A 3315-nucleotide genomic window follows, 5' to 3' on the forward strand; every position below is an offset into this window, starting at 1 on the left:
CCCCTGGCATGCGCGCCATTGAACGTCCTGTGGAAATCACCGCGCTCGCTGAACGAAAAACTCGACAGAACGAGGAACGACCCTGAAGGGCTGAAAAAAAGTGAGGCCCTCCCCCCGTGGAAACCCCCTACCCGACAGGGAAACCCACGGATTCTGGGACCTGGCGGGGAGGCTGAGCCCTGGCACCCTGCCTGCATGGTGTCAGACCCAAGGTGTACGTCTCCGCGCAGTGGGATGTGGCGGGAGGAACCATGGCGAAGCGGACCGCAGGCAAGACGAAGGGTGGCACGGTGCGGCGGCAGGGTCGGCGGGTGATGCCCGCGCTGCGGCGCACGGCGAAGCGGGCGCGGGTGGTGGCCCAGAAGGCCCAGCTCACCGTGGGCGAGGTCATCGCCGCGGCGTTCGACACGGCCGGCGGGGAGATGAGCGGCGTGCTGGAGCTGGTCACGTCGCCGCAGATGGCCCGCGCGCTGGGTCGCCGCATCGTCCTCGTGGGCTGAAAGTAGCCGTCCCGGTCCTCCTCGGGCCGTGCTCCTGTGAACCGGGGCGCGAGAGGAAGGACTGTCGCGACACGACTGTCAGCCTTGCTCCACCCGGTGCCGCTTTTCGCGGGCGCGGCTGGAGTGTCTGTCCCCTGCATTTCCGAACCGACGTTCGTCCTGGAGCTGGACCCGGATGGGCGGTTCCTGGACTCGGGCGTGAGGGTTCGTCACGACCCCGCCTGGCCCGCGTTCGCGGCTTCGCACCCTGGAGCTCTGGAGGGCTGCCGACTTCGCACCTGGGCGGACGACGGCCCGCGCCCCTCCGCCTGGAAGCGGGGAACGCGGGCCGGGAAGCCCCGGCCAACCGGGGCTTGCGACTCCGAAGGGACTACCGGGGCTGCCAGCGCGGGCGGTGGTCGTCGCCCTCGTTCGTCACGACCGTGTACGTGGTCTTCGGGTGGACGATGGCCGCGCCGACCGCCGCGCCCGTGGCCGGGTTGATCTGCTGCACCTTGAGTTCACCGCCCTGGACGTAGGCCACGAAGCGACCGTCCGGCGAGAACGACGGCAGCGTGCCATTCTGCGCGAAGGAGACCGGCGTCCCATCCATCGCGCCCGTCGTGGGGTTCACGCGCTGCAGGAAGATTTCGTTGCCCGGGCGGTTCACCTCCGTGCACAGCGTCGCGGAGGCGTTGCCGCAGAGCGTGGCCGCGGGGCCGACGAGCTGGTAGTAGGCGCGCACGTACGCCACCCAGGTGCCGTCCGGCGCCCAGTTCGGGTTCGCGATGAAGGACTCCACGGTGCCGCCGGTCGCGGGCTCGGTGGTGGCGTCCGCCAGCGTCTGCGGCGTGCCACCGCCCGTCACGGGCAGCGAGTACAGCCGGAGCACCGGGGTCGTCTCCGTTCCGAAGAGCACCGTCTTGTTGTCCGGGTTGGCCAGGAACAGCAGCTGCGAGGTGACGCGGTTGTAGTGCGGTTGCTCGGCGGACGTGGGCGTGCCCGCGAGCGGGGTCGGCGCGGCGCCACCGGTGGAGACGAGGACGCCCGTCCCCGCGGCGCTGTACGCGTAGTCGACGCCGTTGGGCCCGAAGTCCGGGAATGTGCCGTTCTGGGTGACCGACCCGGCCGTGCCGCCCGTCGGGGCGATGGTGGAGATGCCGGACGAGCCACGCACCCAGGCAATCACGTTGCCGGGCTCCCATTCGAGGTAGCGGAAGCGCGGCGTCGTGGCGGCCGTGCCCGTCGTCAGCACGGTGGGCGCCGCGGCCACGAGCGGCACGGGGCGCACCACGAGCTCGGCTGTCGCGGCCGTGACATCCCCCTGCACGAACGCCACCTGCGAGCCGTCCCGACCGAAGCGCGGATAGGCGCTGCCGGCGTCCTCACCGAGCGCCGTCATCCCCGCCGTGTCGTAGCGGGCCACGAGCGCGTGCATCCCACCGTCCGAGCTCGTCCCCGTCACGCCGATGTAGAGCGCCTGGCAGGTCGCGGCCTCGCAGTGCAGGCCGGCCATGCAGTCCGTGGAGGCCGTGCACGCGCCGCCCTTGGCCACGTTCATGCCCGCGTCGGTGCCGGCGTCCGTGCCCGCGTCGACCACCGGGCCCGCGTCGGTGCCCGCGTCGACCACCGGGCCCGCATCGGTGCCCGCGTCGACCGTCGTGCCCGCGTCCTCCTCCGTGCCCGCGTCCTCTTCAGGCACCGTGGTCAGGTCGCGCAGCTCGCACTTGTTGTCCGCGTTGCAGGCGAACCGCTGGCCTTCCGGGGGCACGCCCTCGTCGCGGCAGTCGAAATCGTCGACGCACTCGTCACCGCAACCCGTCGCCATCATCGCCAGCGCACCGAACAGCGCGCCCCACACCACTCGCTTGGTCATGCTCATGCCTCCAAAGTCAGGGGGCGCGTCATAGCTTTCCCCTCGCGGGCGGCGGGTCGCCCTGAAGGGCGCGCGTCGCGAGGCTGTCCGTGATTGAACGAGGGTCGGAAGAAGGGTGCTCAATGATCGACACGCACTGCCATCTGGACGCTTCGCGCTTCGACCCGGACCGCGACAGCGTCGTCGCGCGCGCCTGGGAAGCGGGCCTGCACGGCATCCTCATTCCCGCCGTGGGTCCGGAGACCTGGGAGCCGCTGCTGGAGCTGCCCCGCCGGGACGCGCGCATCCAGGTGGGGCTGGGCATCCATCCCCAGTTCCTCCCGGACCTGCCGGCGGAGGACGACGGCCTGCACCTGGAGCGCCTGGACGCGCTGCTTTCGAAGGGCGGCGCGGTGGCGGTGGGGGAATGCGGACTGGACGGCCCGTCCGTCACGGGCGCCCCGCTGGAGCGGCAGGTGGCCGTGCTGCGCGGACACCTCGCCCTGGCTCGCAAGCACGGGCTGCCGGTGCTGATGCACTGCCACCGGCTGCACCCCGCGCTCATCGAACTGCTGAAGACGGAGCCCTGGCCCGAAGGCGGCATCCTCATGCACAGCTACAGCGGCGGCGCGGAGCTGGCGCGCTTCTACGTGCAGAAGGGCTGCCACTTCTCCTTCGCCGGCCCCGTCACCTGGGCGGAGGCGCGAAAGCCGCTGGACGCCCTGCGCGTGATTCCGCCGGAGCGCCTGGTGGCGGAGACGGACTCGCCGGACCAGGCCCCCACGCCCTTCCGGGGCCAGCGCTCCGAGCCGGGCTACCTGCCCCACATCCTCGCGGGCATGGCCCACGTCCTGGGCGAGCCCGTGGACGTGCTCGCCCAGCGGACGACCGAGAACGCCCGGCGCCTGTTCCGGGAAGCTTTCCCGCCCCCTTCGCTGTAGGCGAGCGTCGCGTGATAGAGGAGCCTTCATGAACCCGCAG

Annotated in this window: 3 protein-coding genes; 2 read left to right on the forward strand and 1 reads right to left on the reverse strand. The window is 71.6% G+C overall.

The genetic code is table 11. The annotated features are described in order from the left end of the window. The first annotated feature begins 251 nt into the window (after positions 1–251). Positions 252–500, forward strand: coding sequence for a hypothetical protein (locus tag D7V93_RS40630; protein ID WP_120648371.1), 249 nt, complete (start codon positions 252–254; stop codon positions 498–500). Positions 501–870: 370 nt separating this feature from the next. Here the strand turns inward: D7V93_RS40630 and D7V93_RS40635 are convergent, their stop codons facing one another. Then, a complete protein-coding gene (locus D7V93_RS40635) occupies positions 871–2355 on the reverse strand; it encodes a TolB-like translocation protein (protein ID WP_120648372.1) in 1485 nt (494 codons plus the stop codon). A 122-nt stretch (positions 2356–2477) separates the two neighbouring features. Here D7V93_RS40635 and D7V93_RS40640 point away from each other — a divergent pair, with 122 nt between their 5' ends. Beyond that, positions 2478–3275 carry a TatD family hydrolase gene (locus D7V93_RS40640; RefSeq protein ID WP_120648373.1) on the forward strand — a complete coding sequence of 266 codons (798 nt, stop codon included), beginning with the start codon at positions 2478–2480 and terminating at the stop codon, positions 3273–3275. Positions 3276–3315 lie beyond the last annotated feature (40 nt).

Source organism: Corallococcus llansteffanensis (assembly GCF_003612055.1).
Taxonomy (GTDB): Bacteria; Myxococcota; Myxococcia; order Myxococcales; family Myxococcaceae; genus Corallococcus; species Corallococcus llansteffanensis.

Bases quoted from the DNA above. Each gene is read 5' to 3' on its own strand.
- D7V93_RS40630 (WP_120648371.1), top strand. From the start codon at position 252: ATGGCGAAGCGGACCGCAGGCAAGACGAAGGGTGGCACGGTGCGGCGG.
- D7V93_RS40635 (WP_120648372.1), bottom strand. From the start codon at position 2,355: ATGACCAAGCGAGTGGTGTGGGGCGCGCTGTTCGGTGCGCTGGCGATG.
- D7V93_RS40640 (WP_120648373.1), top strand. From the start codon at position 2,478: ATGATCGACACGCACTGCCATCTGGACGCTTCGCGCTTCGACCCGGAC.